Here is an 18,717-nt window from a genome sequence, read left to right on the forward strand (position 1 = left end):
CAGGGAGGGCGCGGGCGCCCCGGCTGCCGTGATGTCCACGCTGGCGTTCCAACATTGCCGGAACATTGCCTGGTCCACCGTGCGGCTTGCGCATTCATCTAGCGGCAGGCGGCATGAAGCAAGGCTGAAAGTTCATTCGCCCGATGGACGGGGTTCAGATTTTGCCGTCGCGCAGGTAGTCGAACAGCTCGGCGTCACCCTTCAGGCCCAGCTTGAGCATGGCGTCGCCCTTCTGGCGGCTGATGGTGCTGACGCTCTTGTGCAGCTGCAGCGAGATTTCCTTCACCGTCATGCCGGTGCCGAGCAGCCGCAGCACTTCCACTTCGCGTGGTGACAGGGGCTTGCCATCGCCCTCGCGCATGCGCCAGCTGCCCGCGGCCTCAACCCGCTCGCGCAGGCTGCGGCTGATGTAGGGCTGGCCCCGGTAGACCGACTGGATCGCCTGCGGCAGTTCGTCCATCGACGAGCTCTTGTCGACCAGGCCGAGCACACCGCTGTCGAGCACCATGCGCAGGATTGCCAGGTTGCTGGAGACGCTGAGCATCAGCACCGGCAGGTCCGGGTAGCGGCGGCGGATCATGCCGATCATGGCGAAGCCGTCGGCCTGTGGGCTGCCCGGCATGGAGTAGTCGGTCACCAGCAGGTCGCAGGGCTGGCTGCCGAGCAGGGCCATCAGCGCCTGCGCGCTGTCGGCCTCACCCACCACGCGGCCGACCCCGCTCGATTCGATGACGGCGCGGGTACCGATACGGACCACCGGGTGGTCGTCTGCGATGATGATGCGCAAGCTCATGCTCTAGTATGGCTACCGGGCAGGCCGGACCGCGACCATCGCGGACCCTGGCAGGATTCTAGGAGATCGTCGCCGATGCGTAGCTGGGCTGTTCGCGGGCTGGTCCTGCTGCTGGCCGCACTGGTGCCGCCAGTGGCCTTGGCGCAGGCAGCGCCGGGGCTGCTGCCGCTCAGCCCCCCGCAGCGCGAGTACCTTGCCGCCCATCCGAGCATCGTCGTGGGCCAGTATGACAGCGGCTGGCCACCGTTTGAGTTCCTCCGGGATGGCCAGCAGGTCGGCCTGGGCCCGGACTATCTGTCGCTTCTTGCCCATCATCTGGGTGTGAAGGTCGAAGCCCGTCGCTACCCCGATTGGACGTCCGTGCTGGATGCGGCATGCCGTGGCGAGATCGATGTAGTCATGAACGTCGCTCTGAGCGCCGACCGTACCCGTTGCATGGTCTACACCGCCGCCTATGGCGAGTCGCCGCTGGCCCTGGTGGGGCGGCCGGACGATCTGCGTGCCTCCGACACCCCCGATCTGGATGGCCTGCGGGTAGTGATCGAGCAGGATTTCCTGACCGGTCCGCAGGTGCGCGCGCGTTTCCCGCGCGCGCGGCAGCTTGTCGCAAACAGCTCGCTTGCGGCATTGGAGATGGTCAGAGACGACAAAGCTGACGTCTATATCGGCAACGCCTATGTCGCCAACGAACTGATTGCGCGTGAGCGTCTGCAGGGTGTGGTGCTGCTGAGGCCCAGTGATCTGCCTCCCGAGCGGCTGCATTTCGGGGTTCCCAACGGCAAGCAGCCGTTGGCCGAAGCGCTGGATGTCGCCCTGGCCGCGACCAGCCAGGCCCAGCGCGACGCGTTGGCACAGCGCTGGCTGCCTCCGCCACAGTGGTCGGCATCGGCACAGCTGGCACTGAGCCAGGCCGAGCAGCGGGTGCTGGAGACGCCGTTGAAGGTCGGTTTTGCACCGAACGCAGCGCCGCTGTCGTTCGCCGATGAGAAGGGCAGGCCCAGTGGCCTGGCCAGCGAATACCTGCAGCGGCTGACGCAGGCCGGTGCCAATCTGCAGCCGCAGAACAGCCATGACTGGTTCGAGGTGCGCGAGAAGGCGCGCCGTGGCGAGGTGCAGGCTGTGATGGGCATTCCGGCCGATTCACGCTACCTGGGCCCGGAGTGGGTGTTCAGCCAGCCCTTCATCAGCGTGCCCAACGTAATCGTCAGCCGCCACGACGGGGCGGCGCTGCTGGGCCTGTCGGACCTGCAGGGCAAGCGCGTGCTGCTTTCTGATCCCGAGCGCGTGCGTGGCTACGTGCTGCAGCAGGCGCCACAGGCCAGGATCATCGCCGCGCGCAGTGCGGAACAGGCGCTGCAGCGACTGATCGATGGCGAGGCCGACGCCTACGTGGGCAATCTGGCCGTGGTTGATCATCTGCTGCGCGACCGCTTCCCGGGCCGCCTGCAGGTGGCTGCGCCGGCGGGCTTCAACGACCAGCTGGTGCTGGCGGTGGAGCGCCGCCATGCCGCCCTGGCCACCACCTTCGACCGGCTGCTGCTGCAGATGACCGCACGCGAGCGCGAGGCGCTGCGCGGTGACTGGCTGGCGGTCGAGTATCGCAACGGCATCGACTGGAGCAGTGCGCTGCGCTGGGGCGTGCCACTGCTGCTGGTGCTGCTGACCGCGCTGCTGGTGCATGGCATCGGCTACTGGCGCCTGCGCCGTGAAGTGGCCGGGCGGCGCCAGCTGGAGCAGCGCCTGGCCGAAGTGACCGACAACCTGCCTGCTGTGGTGTACCAGGCCCGCCGCGACGCCGATGGCAGACTCAGCTTCCCGTTCATTGCCGGTGACCTGCAGGCCCTGTTCGGGATCACCCGGCAACAGGCCGAGCAGGACGGCAGGATGCTTCTGGAACGTGTTGAAGAGGATGATCGCGGCCGCATCCTGCAGGCCGTCGAACAGGCCGCGCACCAGTTCGCACCGCTCGTGCTGGAATTCCGCCTGCGTGGCGATGGCGCAGGCCCGCGCTGGGTGCGTACCCAGGCGCAACCCTATGCCGCCGAGGCCGGCGTAGTGACCTGGAGTGGCTACTGGGTGGACGCCAGCGAAGCCCGGGCACAGGCCGATGCCCTGACCACGGCAAAAGCCGAGGCCGAACAGGCCGCCGAGGCGAAATCGCGCTTCCTGGCCACCATGAGCCATGAGATCCGCACGCCGATGAGCGGCGTGCTGGGCATGCTGGAAGTGCTGGCACATTCGCCGCTGGATGCCGAGCAGCAGCGCATCCTGGGAGTGATCGAGGACTCGGCGCAGATGCTGCGGCAGATCCTCGACGACATCCTCGACTACTCGCGGCTGGAAGCCGGCGCAATGCGCCTGGAGCCGGTGCCGCAGCCGCTGCGGCCCCTGCTGGAAAGTGTGTGTCGCCTGCTTTCCGCACAGGCCAGCGCACGCGGCCTTGCCCTGCATGTGCAGATCGATCCGCAGCTGGCACCGGCGCATGAAGTGGACGGCGTGCGCCTGCGCCAGATTGTCTTCAACCTGCTCAGCAACGCCATCAAGTTCACCACGCAGGGCGAGGTGCGCCTGCAGCTGGAGGTGCTGGGCCCGACCGCCGAAGATGGCAGCCAAGCACTGTGCCTGAGCGTCACCGACACCGGCATCGGTATCGCGCCGGAACAGCTGCAGCACCTGTTCGCGCCCTTCACCCAGGCCGGTGCCTACATCCAGCGCGACCACGGCGGTACCGGCCTGGGCCTGAGCATCAGCCAGCGCCTGGTGCAGATGATGGACGGCGATCTGTCGCTGCACAGCACGCTGGGCGAGGGCACCCGCGCCGAGGTGCGGCTGTCGCTGGTGGAAGCGGGCAGCGGCGACGTGGAAGCGTTGGCCGCCGAACAGGAACAGGCCGCGCTGCTGCCTGCGGCACTGCGCCAGGCGTGCGTGCTGGTGATCGAAGACCATCCGACCAACCAGGCGATGATGGCCTGGCGCCTGCAGCAGCTGGGGGTGCCGCATGTGCTGGTGGGGGACGGCCAGCAGGGCCTGGATCGGCTGGCATCGGAGCACTTCGATCTGGTCATTACCGATTGCCGGATGCCGGTGCTGGACGGTTTTGCCTTCACCCGCCTGCTGCGCGAGCGGGAGGGGCGCACCGGTCAGCCACGGCTGACCGTGCTGGCGCTGACCGCCAGCGTGCTGGATGACGATGCGCGTCGTTGCCGCGAAGCCGGGATGGACGAAGTGCTGGCCAAGCCGTTGTCACTGGCCACGCTGCGCGCGGCACTGCTGCGCTGGTTGCCGCAGGCGCAGGGACAGGTGTTCGAGGCGCCGGTACCGGAGAGCGTAGCCGACGATGCCGACGCTGTGCCCGATCTGGCAGCCCTGCAGCAACGCTTCGGCTCGCGTGTCGTGGCCGAGCAGCTGCGTGACAGCCTGCTGCAGGCCAGTGAAAGTGACCTGGCTGCCGTGCAAGGCGCGTTGCAGGCCGGCGACCGCGCCGCCGCCGCGCTGCACCTGCATCGCCAGGCAGGTGGACTGGGTGCGGTGGGGGCGACGGCACTGGCCGGGCAGGCCAATGCACTGGTCGAGCGCCTGCAGGATGCCGCCGAGACCGATCCGGCGCCGTTGTTCGCGGCGGTGGCGGCGTTCGTGGCGCGGCTGCAGCAGCAACTGCAGCGCCTGGCTCACTGAGCCGACTGCTGCTGCAGGTAGGCGATCACCAGCGCACGGCGTTCGGCGCTGGGAAAAGCGTTGTACATGCGGGTGCCGGGTACCACATGGGTAGGCGACTGCAGGAACGCATCCAGGGTCTGCGCGGACCAGGTGATGTCGGCGCGGCGCATGCCGTCGGAATAGCCGTAGTCGGGCAGGCTGCCGGCGCGACGGCCGATCACGCCGTGCAGGTTCGGGCCGAAGCGGTGGATGCCGCCAGGCTGCACGGTGTGGCAGCCGGCACACAACTCGAACGCGCGTTGCATGGCCTGCTGGTGCGCCTGTTCCGGCGTGGCGGGCGCTGCAGGCGGGCGCTGGCAGGCCGTGGCCGCCAGGGCCACGACAACGGTGATGGGCAGGCAGAAAGCGCGCATGGGCGGGCAGGATAGCGACGCAGCGGGGCAGGCGGGCTGCGACACGCCGTCGCAGCCCGGAGCAATCACATGCCCGAGTAGTTCGGGCCGCCACCGCCCTGCGGGGTCACCCAGACGATGTTCTGGGTCGGGTCCTTGATGTCGCAGGTCTTGCAGTGCACGCAGTTCTGCGCGTTGATCTGCAGCCGCGCGTTGTCCGCCTCGCCGACGAACTCGTATACACCGGCCGGGCAGTAGCGGGCTTCCGGGCCGGCGTACTCGGCCAGGTTCACCTTCACTGGAATGCTCGGGTCCTTCAGCGTCAGGTGGCTGGGCTGGTTCTCGTCATGGTTGGTGCTGCTCAGGAACACCGAACTGAGACGATCGAAGGTCAGCACGCCATCGGGCTTGGGGTAGGCGATGCGGGTGTGCTTCGACGCCGGTTCCAGGCAGACGTGGTCCGGCTGGGTGCGGTGCAGCGTCCACGGCGGGTTGCGCACGCCCAGCTTGGGCAGCAGCCATTGCTCCACGCCGGTCATCAGCGTGGCCACGGTCTGGCCCTTCTTGAACCACTGCTTGAAGTTCTTGGCCTGCTGCAGTTCGGTGAACAGCCAGCTGGCTTCGAAGGCCTTCGGGTAGGCGCTCAGCTCATCGTGCTGGCGGTCGGCGGCGAGCGCGTCGAACGCGGCGTCGGCGCACAGCATGCCAGTCTTGATCGCCGCGTGGCTGCCCTTGATGCGGCTGGCGTTGAGGTAGCCGGCCTCGCAGCCGACCAGTGCGCCACCCGGGAACACGGTCTTGGGCAGCGACAGCAGACCACCGGCGGTGATCGCGCGTGCGCCGTAGCCGATGCGGGTGCCGCCTTCCAGGTGCTTGCGGATGGACGGATGGGTCTTGAAGCGCTGGAATTCCTCGAACGGGCTCAGCCACGGATTTTTGTAATCCAGGCCGACCACGTAGCCGATGGCGACCTTGCCGCTGTCGGCGTGGTACAGGAACGCACCGCCGTAGGTATCGCTGTCCAGCGGCCAGCCAGCGGCGTGCACCACCAGGCCCGGCTCATGCTTGGCCGGGTCGATCTGCCACAGTTCCTTGATGCCGATGCCGTAGGCCTGCGGGTCCTTGCCTTCATCGAGCTTGTAGCGCGCGATCAGCTGGCGGCCGAGGTGGCCGCGTGCGCCCTCGGCGAAGATCGTGTACTTGGCCTGCAGTGCCATGCCGCGTTCGAAGGCCGGGCCGATGCTGCCGTCCTTCTCGATGCCCATGTCGCCGGTGGCCACGCCGATCACTTCACCGTTGTCGCCGTACAGCACCTCGGCTGCGGCGAAGCCGGGGAAGATCGCCACTTCCAGCGCTTCGGCCTGCTGCGCCAGCCAGCGGGTCACTTCACCCAGGCTGATGATGTAGTTGCCTTCGTTGTGGAAGCACTCCGGCAGCAGCGCATTGGGCGTGCTGCGTGCGCCGGTTTCGCTGAGGAACAGGAATTCGTCGCGGGTGACCTTCTGCTTCAGCGGTGCGCCGCGCTCGGCCCAGTCCGGGAACAGTTCGGTCAGTGCGCGCGGATCCATCACGGCGCCGGAAAGGACGTGCGCGCCCGGTTCGGAGCCCTTCTCCAGCACGCACACCGACAGTTCGCGGCCGGCTTCGATCGCGCGCTGGCGCAGGCGGATCGCGGTGGCCAGGCCGGCGGGGCCGGCGCCGACGATCACCACGTCGAACTCCATTACTTCACGCGGGGGCAGGGCGTTGGCTTCAGCGCTCATCGATTGCATGACTCGTGGGTAGTGCCGGCATCGGGGCCACCGGCGGTTGCCTGGGAATCGCGCGTGCAGCCACGAGCGAAACGGTTGTTTGAATGTGTCAGGGTACCGGGCCGCGCGTGATCGAGCTAGATCGGCGATGTTCACCTCATGATTGCTGCAGTGCAGCGTACGTCCGCAGCCGGGTGGGTGCCGACATTGGTCGGCACGCTCTGCCCGGATGACCGACAATGGCCGGGTCCTGACTGCGTGTGAGTGCCATGGCTTTGCATCCGTACGATCTGTTCGATGTCCGTTCCCTGCTCAACGAGGAAGAGCGCGCCGTACAGGAGAGCGTCGCCCGCTTCACCAATGAGCGGGTGCTGCCGATCATCGGCGATGCCTTCGACCAGGCGCGTTTCCCCGACGAACTGGTGCCGGAGATCGCGTCACTGGGCCTGCTCGGTGCGACCCTGCCGACCGAGTACGGTGGCGGTGGCCTCGGCGCGGTCAGCTATGGCCTGATCTGCCAGGAATTGGAGCGCGGCGATTCGGGCCTGCGCAGCTTCGTGTCGGTGCAGAGCTCGCTGTGCATGTACCCGATCTACGCATACGGCAGCGAGGAGCAGCGCCAGCAGTGGTTGCCGGCGATGGCGCGCGGCGAGTTGATCGGTTGCTTCGGCCTGACCGAGGCGCACGGCGGTTCCGATCCGGCCAGCATGAAGACCCGCGCGGTGCGCGACGGCAGCGACTGGCGCATCAGCGGCAGCAAGATGTGGATCACCAGCGGCCCGGTGGCCGATCTGGCCATCGTATGGGCGCAGACCGAGGACGGCATCCAGGGCTTCGTGCTGGAAAAGGGCATGGCCGGTTTCACCACGCAGGAAATCAAGCACAAGATGAGCCTGCGCGCCTCGCTGACCGGTGCGCTGTTCTTCGACGACGTGCGTGTGCCCGACAGCCACCGCCTGCCGAACGTGAGGGGCTTGAAGGGGCCGTTGGGTTGCCTGACCCAGGCCCGCTACGGCATCAGCTGGGGCCCGATCGGCGCGGCGATTGCCTGCCTGGATGAAGCGCTGGGCTATGCCAAGGAGCGTGTGCTGTTCGGCCGCCCGCTGGCGGCCACGCAGAGCGCGCAGATCAAGCTGGCCGAGATGGCCCGCCGCATCACCACTGCGCAGCTGCTTGCGCTGCAGCTGGGGCGGTTGAAGGAAGCCGGCCAGCTGCAACCGCAGCAGGTCAGCCTGGCCAAGTGGAACAACTGCCGCATGGCCATCGACATCGCCCGCGAGTGCCGCGATCTGCTGGGCGGCGCCGGCATCACCACCGAGCACGTGGCGATCCGACACGCGCTGAACCTGGAGTCGGTGATCACCTATGAAGGCACCGAGACCGTGCACCAGCTGGTGATCGGCCGTGAGCTGACCGGCATCAACGCGTTCTGAAACCTGGTTCCGGTGGGTGCCAACCTGGGTTGGCACATCGCTCCATGAATCTCTGCGGTGACCTTGACCTGCTTTTGGTAGGTGCCAACCTTGGTTGGCACATTCCTTCAGCGCGCGGACATGCATCCGTGCGGACCAAGGTCCGCACCCACCAAGGGCGGTCCGCACCCACCACCAGCGGTCTGCGGCGTTACGCGCCCCCGGCGAACCCATGCTGCCGCCACGCTTCGTACATCACCACGGCAACGGTGTTGGAAAGATTGAGGCTGCGGTTGTCCGGCCGCATCGGCAGGCGCAGGCGGCGGCCATCGGGCAGGGCATCGAGCACGTCCTGCGGCAGGCCGCGGCTTTCCGGGCCGAACAGGAACGCATCACCGTCTTCGAACGCCACGCTGTCATAACGGACGCTGGCACGCGTACTGAGTGCGAACAACCGCTTCGGTGCGATCCGCGCCAGCGCGGTATCCAGGTCGGGGTGCACCTGCAGGCGCGAGTACTCGTGGTAGTCCAGGCCGGCGCGCTTGAGCTGCTTGTCTTCCAGTGCGAAGCCGAGCGGCTCGACCAGGTGCAGCTGCGCGCCGGTGTTGGCACAGAGCCGGATCACATTGCCCGTGTTGGGCGGGATTTCCGGTTGGAACAGGATCACGTGGAACTGGGGCGCGGCATTCATCGGCGCAGTGTACCTGCGACGGCCGCCGCCTTTACGGCGCACGCCCTGCGCGAGGCAGGGCGGCACCGGTTACGGGCGCAGCAGGACCTGGGCGGTTTCGGTGGCCAGGGCCTGCAGGTCGGCAGCGCTGGGGCGCACCTGCAGTGCCGGCAGGTTGACGATGACCGAGTGGGCGACGTTGGTGGCAGCGGCGGCCAGAGTGGCGGCGTAGCGCTGGGCTTCCAGTTCGGCGGCCAGAGCGACGCGCTGTTCCAGGCTCGGGCGCACTTCCACCGAGGCCAGGGTGGTGATCGGCATTGCGGCAGCAACCGGGGCGGCCACGTAGCTGTTGCGCTCGGCCAGCTGGTCGGCGCTCGGGCGCACTTCCACGGTGGCCAGGGTCGGGATGCCGCTGGCCTGTTCCCAGGCCTGCTGGGCCAGCTGGTCGGCGGCCGGGCGGACCTGCACGGTGGACAGCGTCTTGATGGATTCGGAGGCCTGCACCGACGAAACAACCGCGGTGCCGGCGATCAGGGCGATGGCGATGGCAATGGTCTTGGCGTTCATGACGGGGCCTGTTTAGTGTTGGTGAGCAGTGGTGTGGTAGTAATGTATTACACCAATTCTGGGCACGCAAGGAAAATTTTGGATTCCCTGCATTTGTTCAGTCTTCAGTCAGCTTTCGTCTGAAGCCCTTCCTGGCGCAGGAAGTACCAAGCAATCCCTGTGCCAACTTTTAGTCATTGATTTGAAAGGGTTTTGTTTGGGTCGGAAAGTGTCCGGTGGGCGGACACCTGTCCATTCGATGCGCCGCGGACACTGTCCGGACGCCTGCTGCGGGCGCATGTGACTGCCCACGCCGGCCTGGGAAGGCCAGGCGGATGGCGCACAGGGGCAAACACCCCCAGTGACTGGCGACCGATTCCTGCCATGGCGTGCGCACGCTAGGATCGGAGTTCACCTATGTGACCAAGGACCCGGATATGTCTCTCGCCCTTCGCCCGCGCGCTGCACTGCTGGCCGTCGCCCTCAGCACCGCCCTGGGCACGCTTGTGCCTTCCCATGCGCTGGCGGCCAAGCCGGCCGCGCCGGCCAAGGTCGATATTCCGTATGAGCAGTTCACGCTGCCCAATGGCCTGCGCGTGATCGTGCATACCGATCGCAAGGCGCCGATCGTCGCGGTCAACGTCTGGTACCACGTGGGCAGCAAGGACGAACCGGCCGGCCGCACCGGCTTCGCGCACCTGTTTGAACACCTGATGTTCCAGGGCAGCGAGAACCACGACGGCGAGTTCTTCGAGCCGTTCAAACAGGTGGGTGCCACCAACCAGAACGGCACGACCAACACCGACCGCACCAACTATTTCGAGAACGTGCCCACCACCGCACTGGACATGGCGCTGTGGATGGAATCGGACCGCATGGGCCATCTGGTCGGTGCGATCGACCAGGCGGCGCTGGACGAGCAGCGTGGCGTGGTGCAGAACGAGAAGCGCCAGGGCGAGAACCAGCCTTACGGCCAGGCCTGGGACCAGCTCAACAAGGCGCTGTACCCGGTCGGCCACCCCTACCACCACGGCGTGATCGGTTCGATGAACGATCTGAACGCCGCGTCGCTGGACGACGTGAAGAACTGGTTCCGTACCTGGTATGGCCCGAACAACGCGGTGCTGGTGCTGGCCGGTGACATCGACCTGGCCACCGCCAAGGAAAAAGTCGCCCGGTACTTCGGCAGCATCCCGGCCGGCCCGACCATGGCGCAGCCGGCGGTGAACGTGGCCAAGCGCAGCGCCGACACCCGCGAGACGATGACCGACAAGGTGCCGCAGGCGCGCATCTACCGCGCCTGGAACGTGCCGCAGGTCGGCACTGCTGATATCGATCAGTTGCAGCTGTTCGCGCAGGTGCTGGGTGGCGCCAAGTCATCGCGCCTGAGCCAGCGCCTGCAGCACCAGGACAAGCTGGTGGACAGCATTGCTTCCGGCCTGTCGGCGTCGCAGCTGGGCTCCAACTTCGTGATCATGGCCACGGTCAAGCAGGGCCAAGACCCGGCCAAGGTCGAGAAGATCATCGACGAGGAACTGGACCGGCTGATCAAGCAGGGCCCGACCGCCGCTGAGCTGGAACGCGCCAAGACCGGTGCACGCGCCGGCTTCATCCGTGGCATCGAGCGCATCGGCGGCTTCGGTGGCAAGGCCGACGCGCTGGCCGAATGCGCGGTGTTCACCGGCGATCCGGGCTGCTTCCGTACCTCGCTGGCCAACATCGAGAAGGCCAGTGCTGCTGATCTGAGCCGGCTGGGTGCGCAGTGGCTGGACAAGGGCAGCCACACCCTGGTGATCGCCCCGGGCGAGCGCGTGGCGCTGAAGGAAGACCCCAGCCAGGCGCCGAAGCCGTTCAACGTGCCGGCGGTGGACCCGAAGTACAGCACCCTGCCGGAGCAGGTGGACCGCAAGGCCGGCGTACCGCAGACCCGCGAGTTCCCGCAGCTGAAATTCCCGGCGCTGCAGCGCGCCACGCTGAAGAACGGTACCCAGGTGATCCTGGCCGAGCGCCATGAGATTCCCGTGGTGCAGTTCAGCTACCAGTTCCCGGGCGGCTTCAGCGCCGACCAGGGCCGCAAGCCGGGCACCGCCAACTTCACCATGAGCCTGATGAGCGAAGGCGCCGGCAAGCTGGGTTCGCTGGCTTTCGCCGATGCCGCCGACGCATTGGGTGCCAGCCTGGATGCTTCGGCCGGCCTGGACTCGATGAGCGTGGACCTGTCGGCACTGAAGGAAAACCTGGCACCGTCGCTGGCGCTGTATCGCGACCTGCTGCGCGAACCACGCTTCGAGCAGGGCGAGATCGACCGGGTCAAGGCCAGCTGGATTGCCGGCATCCAGCAGGAGAAGGTCAACCCGGGTGCCGTGGCGATGCGCGTGCTGCCGCCGCTGCTGTACGGCAAGGGCCACCCGTACGCCATTCCGTTCACCGGCAGCGGCGACGAGGCGGCGATCAACAGCCTGACCCGCGAAGACCTGGTCGACTTCCACAACGACTGGCTGCGCCCGCAGAACGGCACCCTGATCGTGGTCGGTGACACCACCCTGGCCGAGATCGTGCCGCTGCTGGACAAGCAGCTGGGCGACTGGAAGGCCAGTGGTGAGGCTCCGCAGGTGAAGGCGGCCACCGACGTGGCGTTGCCGAAGGTCCCGCGCGTGTTCCTGATCGACCAGCCGGGCGCAGTGCAGGCCAACCTGTTCGCTGGCCAGGTGGTGGCGCCCTCCAGCGCCACCAGCTCGACCCGCTTCGACATCGCCAACGGCGTGATCGGTGGCGATTTCACCTCGCGCCTGAACATGAACCTGCGCGAGGACAAGCACTGGTCGTACGGTGCGCGCAGCAGCGCGATCAACTCGGTGGGCCAGCGCCCGTGGATGGCCAGTGCGCCGGTACAGATCGACAAGACCGGCCCGGCCATGGCGGAAATGCGCAAGGAAATCGCCGCGTTCGCTGATGGCAGCAAGCCGGCCACCGCCGTCGAGGTCAACCGCATCCGCAACATCCAGACCCTCAGCCTGCCCGGTGCCTACGAGACCGCCAGCGCGGTGGCCTCGACCATCGGTTCGATCGTGCAGTTCAAGCGCCCGGACGACTACGTGCTGCGCCGCAAGGCCGAGATCGAGGCGATGACCCCGGCACAGGTGCAGCAGGCCGCCGCCGAGATCAAGCCGCAGGCCCTGACCTGGGTGGTGGTGGGTGACCTCAAGCAGACCGAAGCGGCCGTACGCGCGCTGAACCTGGGCGAGGTGACGGTGATCGACGCCGAAGGCAATCCGGTGAAGAAATAAGGGAGCTGCCTGCCCGCCACGGCGGGCAGGCCTCCCCGGTAGCGCCGGCCGCTGGCCGGCAACCTGGTGACCCGAAGACGGGGTCAGAGCCCCCTGCGGGGGCTCCGACCCCTCTGCCGACCCAGGCCCCGGCTACCCCCGATTCAGGCTGTTCAGGCAGAATCCCCCCATACCCCTCCAGGATCTGCCCATGCGCGTTCTGCTGCTTTCCTCCCTGCTGCTCACCGTCACCGCCTGTACCTGGGTGCCGATCGAACCGGCCGGCAAGGCGACCCGCGTGCTGCCGGCAGGACCGGTTCCGGCTGGCTGCATCGCCAAGGGCGAGGTGGTGGTGACCGTGAAGAGCAAGGTCGGCTTCTACAACCGCAACCCGCTGCGCGTACAGGAAGAGCTGGAAACCCTGGCCCGCAACGAGGCCCCGAGCGCCGGCGCCAATGCCGTGCAGGCCGCTGCGGCCCCCGCCGATGGCAGCCAGCGCTTTGCCGCGTTCCAGTGCCCGCCGCGCTGAACGCTTCACCATACGGCCAAGGCTGAATTCGTAAAGATGCGGTGAAGGCCCGGGGGGTTATAGAATAGCGCCCCCTTTTGCCTGAGCCTTGGCGCTAACCTCGATGCTCTTCAAGAATGTCTCGATCGCCGGCCTGGCACACGTCGACGCGCCGCACACGCTGACGACCAAGGAAATCAACGAACGCCTGCAGCCGACGTTGGATCGCCTGGGCATCCGTACCGATGTGCTTGGCGACATCGCCGGCATCCATGCGCGCCGCCTGTGGGACAACGGCGTGCTGGCGTCCGATGCCGCGACCATGGCGGGCCGCAAGGCACTGGAAGACGCAGGCATCAATGCGACGCAGGTCGGCCTGCTGGTCAACACCTCGGTCAGCCGCGACTACCTGGAGCCGTCCACGGCTTCCATCGTGTCGGGCAACCTCGGCGTCAGCGACGAGTGCATGACCTTCGACGTTGCAAATGCCTGCCTGGCCTTCATCAACGGCATGGATATCGCCGCGCGCATGATCGAGCGCGGTGACATCGACTATGCGCTGGTGGTGGATGGCGAGACTGCCAACCTGGTGTACGAAAAGACCCTGGAGCGCATGACCGCGCCGGACGTCACCGCCGACGATTTCCGCAACGAGCTGGCGGCGCTGACCACCGGTTCGGGCGCCGCCGCGATGGTGATGGCGCGTTCGGAGCTGGTGCCGGATGCTCCGCGCTACAAGGGCGGCGTGACCCGCTCGGCCACCGAGTGGAACCAGCTGTGCCTGGGCAACCTGGACCGCATGGTCACCGACACCCGCCTGCTGTTGATCGAAGGCATCAAGCTGGCGCAGAAGACCTTCACCGCCGCCAAGATCGCCCTGGGCTGGGCCGTGGAAGAGTTGGACCAGTTCGTGATCCACCAGGTCAGCCAGCCGCACACTGCCGCGTTCATCAAGAACTTCGGCATCGACCCGAAGAAGGTCATGACCATCTTCGGCGAGCACGGCAACATCGGCCCGGCCTCGGTGCCGATCGTGCTGAGCAAGCTCAAGCAGCTGGGCAAGCTGAAGAAGGGCGATCGCATCGCGCTTCTGGGCATCGGCTCGGGCCTGAACTGTTCGATGGCTGAAGTGGTCTGGTAAGACCTCCTGTAGAGCCGAGCCATGCTCGGCTCACGCGCGCAGCGCGGCTCTTCCGCAGCGGACCGGAGAGCAGCCGAGCATCGGCTCGGCTCTACACCGCGCCGCGATTCTCCTTAGGTGCTCCGCATGCGCGATCTCCCCGGTTACCCCGCCCACCCGCAGCGCTTCGAAGTGCGCCCCGGCCTGTCGATGAACTATCTCGACGAAGGCCCGCGCGACGGCGAGGTGGTGGTGATGGTGCACGGCAACCCGTCGTGGAGCTACTACTGGCGCACGCTGGTGGCCGGCCTGTCGGACAGGTACCGCTGCATCGTGCCGGACCACATCGGCATGGGGCTGTCGGACAAGCCGGACGACAGCGGCTATGAGTACACGCTGCAGTCGCGCGTGGACGATCTTGATGCGCTGCTGAAGCACCTGGGCATCACCGGCCCGGTGACCCTGGCCGTGCACGACTGGGGCGGCATGATCGGTTTCGGCTGGGCGCTGTCGCACCACGACCAGGTGAAGCGCCTGGTGGTGCTCAACACCGCCGCCTTCCCGATGCCGGCAGCGAAGAAGATGCCGTGGCAGATCGCGCTGGGCCGCCACTGGAAGATCGGCGAGTGGATCATCCGCACCTTCAATGCGTTCTCGTCCGGTGCCTCGTGGCTGGGCGTGGAGCGGAAGATGCCGGCCAACGTGCGCCGCGCCTATGTATCGCCGTACAACAGCTACGCCAACCGCATCAGCACCATCCGCTTCATGCAGGACATCCCGCTGTCGCCGGCCGACAAGGCGTGGTCGCTGCTGGAACGTGCCGGCAAGGCGCTGCCGTCGTTCGCCGACCGCCCGGCCTTCCTCGGCTGGGGCCTGCGCGACTTCGTGTTCGACCATTATTTCCTGAAGGGCTTCCAGGCCGCGCTGCCGCAGGCCCAGGTGCATGCCTTCGAGGACGCCGGCCACTACGTGCTGGAAGACAAGCACGAAGTGCTGGTGCCGGAGATCCGCGCGTTCCTGGACGCCAACCCGCTCTGAGGGGCGTGCCGACCAACGGTCGGCACCCACCGGGAGAAGGATTGGGTAGGTGCCGACCGTTGGTCGGCACACTGGACGGGTTCATGAGGTTGCCGGCCAGCGGCCGGCATTACCACTACGCGGCAACCGGCGCCTGCGGCGGCGAGGACGGGCTGTTGCCGTTGTCGTCCGGATGGTCGTCGTCATTGTCGGCGTCATCGCGCCAGCGCCAGTCGGCCAGCGTCAACGGATCCAGGCCATAGGCGATGCGCGCCTTGTCGCACTGCGGGCTGGCCTTGCCGTACTCCCACGACGCGTCCACCTCGCGGCACACGCTGGGCCGGTTGGGGTGGATGGTGCAGCGTGAATACACGCCGATCTGCGCATCCAGCGCCACGCAGCGCACCGGCTTGGAGTGGGTGCCGCGCATGCACAGGCGATGCGGGTCGAGCACCTCGGTCAGCTGGTGCGGTACGCCGCCGGGGGTGACCTCGTCCGATTCCATCCAGTGGAAGGCCACGCGGTACTGGGTGCAGCAGGCGCCGCAGGTCATGCAGGGATGTTGCATGGGCAAGCCGCCTCGGGCGGCAGTCGGAATCAGGAACGAGGGTGCGGATTTTCCACGAAGTGGGCCGCCGCGCAAGAAATTCCGTAAGCGGCGACAATGAACGGATGAACCGACCCTGCAATATTGCCGCCCGCTTGCCTGAACTGGCGCGTGAACGGCCAGACCAGATCGCCATCCGCTGCCCTGGCCGCCGTGGCGCCGGCAACGGCATGGCCGCCTACGACGTGACCCTGGATTACCGCCAGCTGGACGCCCGCAGCGACGCCATGGCGGCCGGCCTGGCCGGCTACGGAATCGGCCGCGGGGTGCGCACGGTGGTGATGGTGCGGCCGTCGCCAGAGTTTTTCCTGCTGATGTTTGCCCTGTTCAAGCTGGGCGCGGTGCCGGTGCTGGTCGACCCGGGCATCGACAGGCGCGCGCTGAAGCAGTGCCTGGACGAGGCGCAGCCGGAGGCCTTCATCGGCATCCCGCTGGCGCATGTGGCGCGGCTGGTGCTGCGCTGGGCGCCGTCAGCCACCCGTCTGGTGACCGTCGGCCGCCGCCTCGGCTGGGGCGGGACCACCCTGGCTGCGCTGGAGCGCGCTGGCGCAAGCGGTGGGCCGATGCTGGCCGCCACCGACGGCGAGGACATGGCCGCGATCCTGTTCACCAGCGGCTCCACCGGCGTGCCCAAGGGCGTGGTCTACCGGCACCGCCACTTCGTTGGCCAGATCCAGCTGCTGGGCAGTGCCTTCGGCATGGAAGCGGGTGGGGTGGACCTGCCGACCTTTCCGCCGTTCGCGCTGTTCGACCCTGCGCTGGGGCTGACCTCGGTCATTCCGGACATGGACCCGACCCGGCCGGCGCAGGCCGACCCGGCGCGCCTGCACGACGCCATCCAGCGTTTCGGCGTGACCCAGCTGTTCGGCTCGCCGGCGCTGATGCGGGTGCTGGCGAAGCATGGCCGGCCGCTGCCGACGGTCACCCGGGTGACCTCGGCGGGTGCGCCGGTGCCGCCGGACGTGGTCGCCATCATCCGCAGCCTGCTGCCCGCCAATGCGCAGTTCTGGACGCCGTATGGCGCCACCGAGTGCCTGCCGGTGGCGGTGGTTGAAGGCCGCGAACTGGAGCGTACGCGCGCCGCCACCGAGGCGGGTGCCGGGACCTGCGTGGGCAGCGTGGTTGAACCGAACGAAGTGCGCATCATCGCCATCGATGACGCACCGTTGCCGGACTGGTCGCAGGCACGCGTGCTGGCCACCGGCGAGGTAGGCGAGATCACCGTGGCTGGGCCGACCGCCACCGACAGCTACTTCAACCGCCCGCAGGCCACGGCCGCAGCGAAGATCCGCGAGACGCTGGCCGATGGCAGCACCCGCATCGTCCATCGCATGGGCGACGTGGGCTACTTCGATGCGCAGGGCCGCCTGTGGTTCTGTGGACGCAAGACGCAGCGCGTGGAGACCGCGCGCGGACCGCTGTACACCGAACAGGTCGAGCCGGTGTTCAACACCGTCGCAGGCGTGGCGCGCACCGCGCTGGTCGGCGTCGGCGTGGCCGGGGCGCAGGTACCGGTGTTGTGCGTAGAGCTGCAGCGTGGCCAATCCGACAGCCCGGCACTGCAGGAAGCGCTGCGTGCGCATGCCGCAGCGCGCACGCCTGAGGCCAGCCTGCAGCACTTCCTGGTACACCCAGCGTTCCCCGTCGATATCCGTCACAACGCCAAGATCGGCCGCGAGAAGCTCGCCGTCTGGGCCAGCGCCGAACTGGAGAAGCGCGCATGAAGATCCTGGTCACCGGTGGTGGTGGTTTCCTCGGCCAGGCACTGTGCCGTGGGCTGGTCGAACGTGGCCACCAGGTGCTGGCGTTCAACCGCAGCCACTACCCGCAACTGCAGGCGTTGGGCGTGGGCCAGATCCGTGGCGACCTGGCTGATCCGCAAGCGGTGCTGCACGCGGTGGCCGGCGTCGATGCGGTGTTCCACAACGGTGCCAAGGCCGGTGCCTGGGGCAGCTATGACAGCTACCACCAGGCCAACGTGGTCGGCACCGACAATGTGATCGCCGCCTGCCGTGCGCATGGCATCAGCCGGCTGGTCTACACCTCCACGCCCAGCGTGACGCACCGCGCCACTCATCCGGTGGAAGGCCTCGGCGCCGACGAAGTGCCTTACGGCGAGGATTTCCAGGCACCGTATGCGGCGACCAAGGCGATTGCCGAACAGCGCGTGCTGGCCGCCAACGATGTCTCGCTGGCGACGGTGGCGCTGCGCCCGCGTCTGATCTGGGGCCCGGGCGACCAGCAGCTGGTGCCGCGCCTGGCCGAACGTGCACGGCAGGGCCGCCTGCGCCTGGTGGGCGATGGCAACAACAAGGTCGATACCACCTACATCGACAACGCCGCGCTCGCGCACTTCCTCGCCTTCGAGGCACTGGCTCCGGGCGCTGCATGTGCAGGCAAGGCCTACTTCATCTCCAACGGTGAGCCGCTGCCGATGCGCGAGCTGGTCAACAAGCTGCTGCAGGCGGTGGGGGCGCCGACGGTGGACAAGGCGATCAGTTTCAGGACCGCCTATCGCATCGGCGCTGTCTGCGAGCGCCTGTGGCCGCTGCTGCGCCTGCGCGGCGAACCGCCGCTGACCCGCTTCCTGGCCGAGCAGCTGTGCACGCCGCACTGGTACAGCATGGAACCGGCGCGCCGCGACTTCGGCTACGTGCCGCAGGTCAGCATCGAGGAAGGGCTGCGCAGGCTGAAGGCTTCATCTGCCGCATAGGTCGCCATCACTGGTTGCACACCGCCAGATCGGGAGGATGGACCCACGCCATCCAACGGCCCGGACATCTGCGAGGAGCGCCATGCTGCATTACGCCGTCATCTTTTTCGTCATCGCCATCATCGCCGCCGTGCTCGGCTTCTCCGGCATCGCCGGTGCCGCCAGCAACATCGCCTGGATCCTGTTCGTGATCTTCCTGGTGCTGGCGGTGATCTCGATGTTCCGCAAGCGCGGATAGAACCCGCAGGGCGTGCCGGTCGCCGAC

General features: G+C 67.5%; 15 protein-coding genes. 9 read left to right on the forward strand and 6 right to left on the reverse strand.

Annotated features, from left to right (window positions below; genetic code table 11):
* Positions 1-154: 154 nt before the first annotated feature.
* Positions 155-793 carry a response regulator transcription factor gene (locus tag D7Y61_RS11920; protein WP_180866416.1) on the reverse strand — a complete coding sequence of 213 codons (639 nt, stop codon included), beginning with the start codon at positions 791-793 and terminating at the stop codon, positions 155-157.
* Between the two features lie 75 nt (positions 794-868).
* Here D7Y61_RS11920 and D7Y61_RS11925 point away from each other — a divergent pair, with 75 nt between their 5' ends.
* On the forward strand, positions 869-4,468 hold the full coding sequence (locus tag D7Y61_RS11925; RefSeq protein WP_180866417.1) for an ATP-binding protein: 3,600 nt from the start codon (positions 869-871) through the stop codon (positions 4,466-4,468).
* On the opposite strand, the gene D7Y61_RS11930 is transcribed toward D7Y61_RS11925, so the two are convergent.
* Both D7Y61_RS11930 and D7Y61_RS11935 read right to left on the reverse strand, forming a co-directional pair.
* Positions 4,462-4,863 (reverse strand): c-type cytochrome, encoded by a 402-nt coding sequence (locus D7Y61_RS11930; protein WP_180866418.1) that lies wholly within the window; start codon positions 4,861-4,863, stop codon positions 4,462-4,464. The genes D7Y61_RS11925 and D7Y61_RS11930 overlap by 7 nt on opposite strands.
* 65 nt (positions 4,864-4,928) lie before the next feature.
* Positions 4,929-6,605 (reverse strand): electron transfer flavoprotein-ubiquinone oxidoreductase, encoded by a 1,677-nt coding sequence (locus D7Y61_RS11935; RefSeq protein ID WP_180866419.1) that lies wholly within the window; start codon positions 6,603-6,605, stop codon positions 4,929-4,931.
* A gap of 257 nt (positions 6,606-6,862) precedes the next feature.
* Between D7Y61_RS11935 and D7Y61_RS11940 the strand changes: the two genes are divergently transcribed.
* Positions 6,863-8,026, forward strand: a complete 1,164-nt coding sequence (locus D7Y61_RS11940; RefSeq protein WP_180866420.1) for an acyl-CoA dehydrogenase family protein — start codon at positions 6,863-6,865, stop codon at positions 8,024-8,026.
* 190 nt (positions 8,027-8,216) lie between these two features.
* Here D7Y61_RS11940 and D7Y61_RS11945 read toward each other — a convergent pair whose 3' ends face one another.
* Together D7Y61_RS11945 and D7Y61_RS11950 are read right to left on the reverse strand one after the other, a co-directional pair.
* Positions 8,217-8,696, reverse strand: a complete 480-nt coding sequence (locus D7Y61_RS11945) for a tRNA (cytidine(34)-2'-O)-methyltransferase (RefSeq protein WP_005407625.1) — start codon at positions 8,694-8,696, stop codon at positions 8,217-8,219.
* A gap of 69 nt (positions 8,697-8,765) precedes the next feature.
* Positions 8,766-9,242 carry a hypothetical protein gene (locus D7Y61_RS11950; protein ID WP_180866421.1) on the reverse strand — a complete coding sequence of 159 codons (477 nt, stop codon included), beginning with the start codon at positions 9,240-9,242 and terminating at the stop codon, positions 8,766-8,768.
* A gap of 416 nt (positions 9,243-9,658) precedes the next feature.
* Between D7Y61_RS11950 and D7Y61_RS11955 the strand changes: the two genes are divergently transcribed.
* The 4 genes from D7Y61_RS11955 to D7Y61_RS11970 all read left to right on the forward strand — a co-directional run bounded on the left by D7Y61_RS11955 (position 9,659) and on the right by D7Y61_RS11970 (position 15,153).
* Positions 9,659-12,508 (forward strand): M16 family metallopeptidase, encoded by a 2,850-nt coding sequence (locus D7Y61_RS11955; protein WP_180866422.1) that lies wholly within the window; start codon positions 9,659-9,661, stop codon positions 12,506-12,508.
* Between the two features lie 190 nt (positions 12,509-12,698).
* Positions 12,699-13,016 carry a DUF4156 domain-containing protein gene (locus D7Y61_RS11960; RefSeq protein ID WP_005407628.1) on the forward strand — a complete coding sequence of 106 codons (318 nt, stop codon included), beginning with the start codon at positions 12,699-12,701 and terminating at the stop codon, positions 13,014-13,016.
* A gap of 103 nt (positions 13,017-13,119) precedes the next feature.
* A complete protein-coding gene (locus tag D7Y61_RS11965) occupies positions 13,120-14,136 on the forward strand; it encodes a 3-oxoacyl-ACP synthase III (protein ID WP_004135358.1) in 1,017 nt (338 codons plus the stop codon).
* A 126-nt stretch (positions 14,137-14,262) separates the two neighbouring features.
* Complete coding sequence (locus D7Y61_RS11970; protein WP_180866423.1) at positions 14,263-15,153, forward strand: alpha/beta fold hydrolase; 891 nt, start codon at positions 14,263-14,265, stop codon at positions 15,151-15,153.
* Positions 15,154-15,268: 115 nt separating this feature from the next.
* Here the strand turns inward: D7Y61_RS11970 and D7Y61_RS11975 are convergent, their stop codons facing one another.
* The gene (locus D7Y61_RS11975; protein ID WP_029380125.1) at positions 15,269-15,700 is read right to left on the reverse strand and encodes a YkgJ family cysteine cluster protein; all 432 of its coding nucleotides are present in this window, start codon (positions 15,698-15,700) and stop codon (positions 15,269-15,271) included.
* Between the two features lie 104 nt (positions 15,701-15,804).
* Here D7Y61_RS11975 and oleC point away from each other — a divergent pair, with 104 nt between their 5' ends.
* The 3 genes from oleC to D7Y61_RS11990 all read left to right on the forward strand — a co-directional run bounded on the left by oleC (position 15,805) and on the right by D7Y61_RS11990 (position 18,690).
* Positions 15,805-17,463 (forward strand): olefin beta-lactone synthetase, encoded by a 1,659-nt coding sequence (gene oleC, locus D7Y61_RS11980; RefSeq protein ID WP_180866424.1) that lies wholly within the window; start codon positions 15,805-15,807, stop codon positions 17,461-17,463.
* Entirely contained in the window at positions 17,460-18,452 is a 993-nt protein-coding gene (gene oleD, locus D7Y61_RS11985; protein WP_180866425.1) for a 2-alkyl-3-oxoalkanoate reductase, read from the forward strand. Before oleC ends, oleD begins: the two co-directional genes overlap by 4 nt.
* 82 nt (positions 18,453-18,534) lie before the next feature.
* Positions 18,535-18,690: a DUF1328 domain-containing protein gene (locus D7Y61_RS11990; RefSeq protein WP_049429804.1), complete on the forward strand. Its 156-nt coding sequence runs from the start codon at positions 18,535-18,537 to the stop codon at positions 18,688-18,690.
* Positions 18,691-18,717 lie beyond the last annotated feature (27 nt).

This window comes from Stenotrophomonas maltophilia (assembly GCF_013464485.1).
Taxonomy (GTDB): Bacteria; Pseudomonadota; Gammaproteobacteria; order Xanthomonadales; family Xanthomonadaceae; genus Stenotrophomonas; species Stenotrophomonas maltophilia_AW.

What these genes read in the sequence shown, in the direction of transcription:
- D7Y61_RS11920 (WP_180866416.1), bottom strand. Translation starts at nt 793, where the DNA reads ATGAGCTTGCGCATCATCATCGCAGACGACCACCCGGTGGTCCGTATC.
- D7Y61_RS11925 (WP_180866417.1), top strand. Translation starts at nt 869, where the DNA reads ATGCGTAGCTGGGCTGTTCGCGGGCTGGTCCTGCTGCTGGCCGCACTG.
- D7Y61_RS11930 (WP_180866418.1), bottom strand. Translation starts at nt 4,863, where the DNA reads ATGCGCGCTTTCTGCCTGCCCATCACCGTTGTCGTGGCCCTGGCGGCC.
- D7Y61_RS11935 (WP_180866419.1), bottom strand. Translation starts at nt 6,605, where the DNA reads ATGAGCGCTGAAGCCAACGCCCTGCCCCCGCGTGAAGTAATGGAGTTC.
- D7Y61_RS11940 (WP_180866420.1), top strand. Translation starts at nt 6,863, where the DNA reads ATGGCTTTGCATCCGTACGATCTGTTCGATGTCCGTTCCCTGCTCAAC.
- D7Y61_RS11945 (WP_005407625.1), bottom strand. Translation starts at nt 8,696, where the DNA reads ATGAATGCCGCGCCCCAGTTCCACGTGATCCTGTTCCAACCGGAAATC.
- D7Y61_RS11950 (WP_180866421.1), bottom strand. Translation starts at nt 9,242, where the DNA reads ATGAACGCCAAGACCATTGCCATCGCCATCGCCCTGATCGCCGGCACC.
- D7Y61_RS11955 (WP_180866422.1), top strand. Translation starts at nt 9,659, where the DNA reads ATGTCTCTCGCCCTTCGCCCGCGCGCTGCACTGCTGGCCGTCGCCCTC.
- D7Y61_RS11960 (WP_005407628.1), top strand. Translation starts at nt 12,699, where the DNA reads ATGCGCGTTCTGCTGCTTTCCTCCCTGCTGCTCACCGTCACCGCCTGT.
- D7Y61_RS11965 (WP_004135358.1), top strand. Translation starts at nt 13,120, where the DNA reads ATGCTCTTCAAGAATGTCTCGATCGCCGGCCTGGCACACGTCGACGCG.
- D7Y61_RS11970 (WP_180866423.1), top strand. Translation starts at nt 14,263, where the DNA reads ATGCGCGATCTCCCCGGTTACCCCGCCCACCCGCAGCGCTTCGAAGTG.
- D7Y61_RS11975 (WP_029380125.1), bottom strand. Translation starts at nt 15,700, where the DNA reads ATGCAACATCCCTGCATGACCTGCGGCGCCTGCTGCACCCAGTACCGC.
- oleC (WP_180866424.1), top strand. Translation starts at nt 15,805, where the DNA reads ATGAACCGACCCTGCAATATTGCCGCCCGCTTGCCTGAACTGGCGCGT.
- oleD (WP_180866425.1), top strand. Translation starts at nt 17,460, where the DNA reads ATGAAGATCCTGGTCACCGGTGGTGGTGGTTTCCTCGGCCAGGCACTG.
- D7Y61_RS11990 (WP_049429804.1), top strand. Translation starts at nt 18,535, where the DNA reads ATGCTGCATTACGCCGTCATCTTTTTCGTCATCGCCATCATCGCCGCC.